Below are 6,717 nucleotides of genomic sequence, written 5' to 3'. Positions count from 1 at the left end.
TTGTCTATCTCTCAAATTGTGAACGCTTTGAAAGGTGTTTCCAGTCGTAGATATGGACAAGCTGGATATAAAAAACCCCACAAAGAGGCTTTATGGAGTCCTAGTTATTTTGCTGTGTCTATAGGAGGTGCGCCTTTAGATATCTTAAAGGAGTACATCAGAAATCAACAAAAGCCGTCGTAGAACGACGGGGCTTGTATCCCATTCTTTTGGTCAGACACAGTGTTACAGTTCAGCTTGTTGTTGGTTGTTGCTAACTCGACACTACCGCAAAACATTGATTTTGGGGCGTAAGGGTTTTGAACACGGTATCTGTCACATTCTTTTTTTATTTCGGGGAATTGGTGGAACGAGCAATAACATCTGACGGTGTGATTTTGGCGTATTCTTCAGGTGTTAAAAATCCATCTCTCACATTCACCTTCTTCGGTATCAGTCCCAAACTATACCATTTGTCTGCTACTTCCTGTTGCTTGTTAATTACTTGTTCAGTAATGGGCAACAAACCATAATCATACTTTTCGTGCATAATTTCTAGCGTAGGCACATCAAGCTGAGTCACAGGCGCAAGTAACTGTGCCACTTCTTGAGGATGATCTCTAGTCCAGAGATCAGCTTTTTCTAGTTCTTCTAAAAATATTTTGATTACTTCTGGATTTGCTTGATAAAACTGACGAGATGTTGAGTAAAAATTACCCGTATCTCGTAAACTACCACCATCCACCAAAACCCGACCTACTTTATTTTTTGCATTTCTGGTAACAAATGGCTCCCAAATAAACCAAGCATCTACCTTACCCTGACTAAAGGCTACATTCGCATCTGGGGGAGGTAAGAACACTGACTGCACATCACTCAGTTTTAAACCAGCACTTTCTAACGCCCTTACTAATAGGTAATGACCAATTGAAGCTTTTTGAAAAGCAACTTTTTTGCCTTTCAAATCAGCAATACTTTTAATAGGAGAATTTGTAGGTACTATCAGCGAAACAGATTTACCACTGGGACGGGTAGTGGCTAAGTAAACCAGGGGTGCGCCTGCGGCTTGAGAAAAAATAGGTGGAGATTCTGCTGTGGAAGCAATATCAAGTCCGTTGGCATTGAGGGCTTCCAATTGTTGCGGTCCAGCCGCAAACTCATGCCACTCAACTTTATAACCCAAGGGTGCTAACCTCTTTTCTAATGAGCCCTGTTTTTCCAAAACTGCCAAAGCAGATAATTGTTTAGAACGAACTATCCGTACTACTTTATCTGTCTTCGGTTGTTCGTTACTAATAGCAGTAGTTGTAGGCGCTGGTTGTTGAGTTGTTTGCTCGGCTTGATTGCAACTCGATAGTGTAGTTGATAGCACTAAGCCATAACCCAACATAAATAACAACGAACGGCGTGTTGTTTTTAAACCTTTTTTAAATTGAAATTTTGGTTTAAATAAAGACATGGGTTTTTTATAGGTGGTCAAAATCTTTTAAAAATTAGGAAGAGGGGCAGATATAATCCACCCCAGGCGACTCAAGGGATAGAAAACTGATAAGTTTAGGACTTACGCAACTGGCACTTGGGGTAGGGTGCGTCAGATATGGAAAATCCTTTGATGTGTACGAGATTATTGGGGCTGACGCACCCTACATTTAGTTTGATTATGATACTTGCGTAAGTCCTAAAGTTGTTAACTGTTGACTGTTAACTGTTAACAACTAACGCTTCCAAACTGCCAAAATTGTTACTTTGATTTCTTCTGTGAACTCTCCAGAAGGCTCAACTGCTAGTAATGCTTCTTGCAAGTCGGCTTCAAATGCGGGAGCGTTATCACCAAAGAAAATCTTTAGAGCGAAGGCTGTGGTGTATAAATAGCCAAGGTAGCTGGAGACTGTCCAGGTTTTCTCGAAAGGAACTTCAAATAATTCTTGACGAGCAAAGGCCGAATTGGCAATTACCACTTGATGAGGCGGATCTACTGGTTTACGAACACCTTGTCCCCTTTGTCCAGTTCTTCTTTGTTCACCCAGCCATTTTTTGACAACTCCAATAGCAGCTTGTTTCCAAGGTAATTGGCTTTCCCAAGGGTTTTCGTTGGTGTTGAGTAAAGCTATTCCCCCATCATCAGATAGCAATGGGTAAAGACGCTCAAGTACAAGTTCTCTTTGCATCCAGTGGAAGGCTCTACCAATAGTAGTTAACCTGAATGTGCCTAAACTAGAGTCGATTAGTTCTGCGCCTTGGTTCAACCAAGTAATATTATTTGCCTGTATTGCTGTGGCTTGTCGTTGAGCTTCTTTGATCATATCTGGGTCTGGATCAACAGCAACGACTTCCTCAAAATACTCCCCGAAAGGAATAGCTATTAAACCAGGCCCGCAGCCTAAATCGAGGAGTCGCCCTTGTCCGTTCAGGTTAAATATTTCCGCTAATTTGGCAAATACAACAGGTGGGTACTTGGTTCGATATTGAGCGTAACCTTCAGCAGCACCTTCAAATAATGTTGGGTCGTAAGTTGGAAGTGTTTTTATTGTAGTCATTTGTCATTAGTCATTGGTCATTGGTTGAGAAATTTAGATAAGTAGGATGAACAGTAAATTGTGTCCACCCTACGAGTTAGCGAGTAGACAGCTTGAATATAGGGGATAGGCGACAGGGGAGATTGACTATAACCTATAACCTGTAACCTGTAACCTGTTACCTATAACCTCACCCTAAGAATACTGAGTCACAGGCGGTAATTCTTTGTTAAGAACCCAATTACCTATATCTCTGAGTTTGTAGTCTACGGGGTCGTGGAGGGTGAATGTACGTAAGTCTCGCCAGTAGCGGTCGAAACCGTACTTGGTGGCTGTGGCGCGTGTACCTGTGACTTCAAAAATGCGGTTGGTAATATCTATACCTACACGGGTGGCTAGGGCTTTGGCGGCGGAAACTGCGATCGCCACTTCTCCTCTTTCTTCTGGAGTCAGCGCCACATCCTTCTCCCAAGCTACTTGCACCTGTTGGGCGGCTTTGTCTGCTAAACTGAATGCTGCTTGTAATTCTACCCAAAATTCTCCGTAATGATGCAGAATATATGGGTCTTGTGTAGCAGTTTCTACACCAGAAGTAATCCAAGGTTTAGTATTGGTTTGTGTGTACTCCCGCGCTGCTGCAAAAGCCCCTTTGGTAATTCCCAAATAAACGTTAACTTTGGTTAATTGGGCAATAATTCCCAAGAAAGTTGCAAAAGCATTATCAGGGGGACTGGGTGGCCCTAAAATCTCATCCTTGTAAACTAAGACGTTATTAAATGTGAAACTCACACTATCAGTCCGACGTTGACCAAAGTTATCCCAATCTTGATTAGAAACTAACCCTTCTCTGTCTTTAGGAATGACAAAAAAGAATGGTATTTCTACGCCATCTTGCACAGCAGAGAAGACACGCAAATCAGCCAACGCAACTCCAGTAGCAAAGCTTTTTACACCATTTAAGCGATAATTTTCTCCATCTGGCGTAATTTTTAATCTTGTATCTCGCGTGTTAATAGCATTTGCCCAAAATAAATTATTTTTAGCAGTTTCTCGATAATATTTTTCCTTCTGTTCTAGAGTTCCAGAAACATGACCCAAAGCTGTTAAATTGAGATGATTACCATATAACTGACCAATTGAACCATCAGCTTTTGATAACTTTCTCACCACTTTTAAAGCATCAATCCAAGTTGCACCAATGCCCCCATATTGCTTGGGTACAACTAAAGATAATAAACCACTTTCACGTAATTTGTTAATTTCTTCTTCGGGAACTCCTGCTTGAATATCCCGTGCAACTGCCGTTTGTACTAATTCCTTAGATACAGCTTCTGCTATATCAATATAGTCTTTTGGTTGCGTAGCATTAAGTACCATAAACAACCTATCCTTAAATGAGATTTTTGTCAAAAATAGCGATATAGCAGGGGACAGGTGATAGGTTACAGGGGACAGGCAAGAGAAAGCCCTTGCAGTAATTTAATGATTTATCAATGTCCTAGCCTATGTGGCGACTGCTATATCAGAAATGCAAAGTGGGTGTAATATTTTTCAAAATCCATAAGTAAATTAAAACTCCTTGAACTTTGAATTTATATACCCCACTTCACAAGTGAACAGAGGATACGGAACATGGAAAATTTAGAGACTAGATATGTCAATTAACAATTATCAGTAGACTTCTTGCACGAATAATTGAACCATCAGAATACATAACTTCCAGAGTTATTCTTTTGCGTCTTTCTTTGCGTTTTTGCGCCTTTGCGTGAGCTTTTAAATAATATTGCCATGAAGTAGAAGTGATTGAGGAAGCGATCGCGCACATCTTCTGGTTTCTCGATTCTTTTCTTGAAACTTTTCGGCGATCGCAGTTCCTCCCACCTGATCTAGATAATCTAGAAATGCTGGCGGAAATTCTTGCTTGTGGACATCAGTATCGATAATGGGGTAACCCAGTTTTTCGCGGATCTGAGCAGATTTGGACTTTTGCGGACGTTCTATTGCGATCGTCATTTTATTTCTCCGCCGATTTATCTCATTTGTTTGAGAATTTGGAATGTTTGGTCATTTTCGGCTGTGGGAGTCCGTTTTGACCCCCAACCGATATTTTCTCGATAACTTCCAAGTAATCCTTTTTGTGCCAATTCTGCCTCGTTAACTGAGGTTTGCAGATCACTTTCTGGTGCTACATAAAGAGCATCAACGGGACAATACAATTCGCACATAAAGCAAGTTTGGCAATCACTTTTTCGGGCGATCGCAGGCGGTGCATCAGGTACAAGGTCAAAGACGTTGGTCGGGCAAATGTTTACGCAGATATTACACTTAATACACCGAGACTCACTGACCAACTCAATCACAGTATTGCTCCTAGTTTTAGAAGGGTATAGGGGTGTAAGGGGGTGAGGGTGTAAGGGTGTTGGGGTGTTGGGATTGTCAACAACTCGTACCCCTATACCCCTATACCCCTACTAAGTTCTCAATTGGTTGTGATTTCACCCACACTTGATCTAAACCACCGCTAATTAGGTGATGTTGCTGGTTAGCATCTTGGTGGGGATAGTCTTGATGTTTGTGCATTCCGCGAGTTTCTTTGCGTTCTAAGGCGCTGTTATACATCCACCGCGCTGTAGCTACCATTGCCGCCGCTTCTCTAGCTTTGATGAGCTGTTTATTTTCCACCTGACTATCTCGAACTTCACCCCAGAGATAATCTAGTCTACCGAGTGAATCTGATAAGCCTTGCTCTGTGCGGAATAAGTTGCGGTCATAGGGGAAAACTTCAGCTTGCACAGCTTGAATGACTTCATCGGTAGCTAAAGTATGGGGATGTGCGGTTCTGGGTTGGAATGCAGCTTGACCTAATCCTTGGGCTTGGCGTTGGTTGCCTTTATTTCCCCAAGTTTTGGCATACTCGGCCGCAGATTCACCAGACCAGTAACCAGAGGAAATTGCCCAAGCTGCATTGTGGCTACCACCACCTGTAAAGCCGCCACAAATTAATTCTCTTGTGGCTGCATCTCCGGCTGCATAGAGTCCTTTGACGGAGGTTGCACAGGTTTCATCAATAATTCTGATGCCGCCTGTGCCGCGTACTGTCCCTTCTAAGCGTAAGGTGACAGGGAAGCGTTGGGTAAAGGGGTCTATGCCTGCTCGGTCGAAGGGTAGGAAGAAGTTGGGCTGGGCTAACCGCATTGATGAGCGCATCTCTTCGGCGGCTTTGTCGATGATGGCGTAAACTGGCTGTTCGAGTAGTGTTTTGGCAATTAGCGATCGCCCACGTTGGGAACCTGCGCCAGGAATCGGTGTACCATCTTCATAGGTAAAGGTTGCCCAGTTATAAAACAGGGTTTTTGTCACTGAGGAAAAGGCGGGAGAGATGCCGTAGGCGTTGGAAAACTCCATTCCCGACATTTCGGCTCCTGCTTCCGCCGCCATCAAGTAACCATCCCCTGTTAGGACGTTACATCCTAACGCTTTGCTCAGGAATGCACAGCCGCCAGTGGCAATGACTACAGCTAATGAACGCACTCGCCACCCTTTATTTGTCTGGCGGTTGACTCCTGTTGCACCTGCGACGACTCCGGCTTCATCGACCAAAAGTTCTAAAGCAGGACTGTGATCAAGAATTTTCACCCCTGCTCGTTTGATTTGTCGCCGCATCAGTTTCATATACTCTGGGCCTTGCAGGCTTCGTCGATAAGGTTTACCCTCATCATCGGTAGGGAAGGGATAACCCCAATCTGCTAAAAGGTTGACGTTGGCATAAGTCTGATCTAATACGCGCCTCATCCACTGGCGATGTGCTAAGTATCCTCCCAAGGATTCCCGACTCGCCATTGCTGCTTCTCGTGCTTCGGGTTCTGGCGGTACATACCAAACCCCATTACCCGACGCAGCCGCACATCCTGTTGTACCACAGTAACCTTTGTCTACCAGTACAACCTTTGCACCTCTAGATGCAGCACTCCACGCCGCCCATGTGCCAGCCGGGCCTCCCCCAACCACTAACACATCTGTTTCTAGATCCACTTCCCAATCAATCGTTAACTTACTCAGCATCAATTCTTCTCCCCATCGATAAAAGTATTTAGCTTATCGATGCCTTGCTATACAATTTTGCTTCATCTTCTAGCGCCTGAAGCTGTAGATATTTGTTCAATTTAGTCAAGAACAGGCAGATAAAAACATTTTCTAGAATTAATATTTACAATACTCATGT

General features: G+C 43.3%; 7 protein-coding genes. 1 reads left to right on the top strand and 6 read right to left on the bottom strand.

Going from position 1 to position 6,717, the window contains the following annotated elements; all coding sequences use genetic code 11:
- Positions 1–183, top strand: a 183-nt coding sequence (locus tag H6G83_RS26715) for a transposase (protein ID WP_190477672.1), incomplete at its 5' end; no start/stop codon positions are given.
- Positions 184–328: 145 nt separating this feature from the next.
- Here the strand turns inward: H6G83_RS26715 and H6G83_RS26710 are convergent.
- From H6G83_RS26710 to H6G83_RS26685, 6 genes are all read right to left on the bottom strand, one after another.
- A complete protein-coding gene (locus H6G83_RS26710; protein ID WP_190477670.1) occupies positions 329–1,438 on the bottom strand; it encodes an aliphatic sulfonate ABC transporter substrate-binding protein in 1,110 nt (369 codons plus the stop codon).
- 256 nt (positions 1,439–1,694) lie between these two features.
- The gene (locus tag H6G83_RS26705) at positions 1,695–2,516 is read right to left on the bottom strand and encodes a class I SAM-dependent methyltransferase (protein WP_190477668.1); all 822 of its coding nucleotides are present in this window, start codon (positions 2,514–2,516) and stop codon (positions 1,695–1,697) included.
- Between the two features lie 174 nt (positions 2,517–2,690).
- Positions 2,691–3,872 carry an acyl-CoA dehydrogenase family protein gene (locus H6G83_RS26700; RefSeq protein WP_190477666.1) on the bottom strand — a complete coding sequence of 394 codons (1,182 nt, stop codon included), beginning with the start codon at positions 3,870–3,872 and terminating at the stop codon, positions 2,691–2,693.
- Between the two features lie 396 nt (positions 3,873–4,268).
- On the bottom strand, positions 4,269–4,508 hold the full coding sequence (locus tag H6G83_RS26695; protein WP_242044835.1) for a hypothetical protein: 240 nt from the start codon (positions 4,506–4,508) through the stop codon (positions 4,269–4,271).
- Positions 4,509–4,525: 17 nt separating this feature from the next.
- On the bottom strand, positions 4,526–4,855 hold the full coding sequence (locus tag H6G83_RS26690) for a 4Fe-4S binding protein (RefSeq protein WP_190477664.1): 330 nt from the start codon (positions 4,853–4,855) through the stop codon (positions 4,526–4,528).
- A gap of 100 nt (positions 4,856–4,955) precedes the next feature.
- On the bottom strand, positions 4,956–6,557 hold the full coding sequence (locus tag H6G83_RS26685) for an FAD-dependent oxidoreductase (protein WP_190477662.1): 1,602 nt from the start codon (positions 6,555–6,557) through the stop codon (positions 4,956–4,958).
- Positions 6,558–6,717: the final 160 nt, after the last annotated feature.

Source organism: Anabaena azotica FACHB-119 (assembly GCF_014697625.1).
Classification (GTDB): domain Bacteria; phylum Cyanobacteriota; class Cyanobacteriia; order Cyanobacteriales; family Nostocaceae; genus Trichormus; species Trichormus azoticus_A.
Note: the sequence above shows the minus strand (reverse complement) of the source record. Positions and strands in the feature narration are given on the sequence as shown.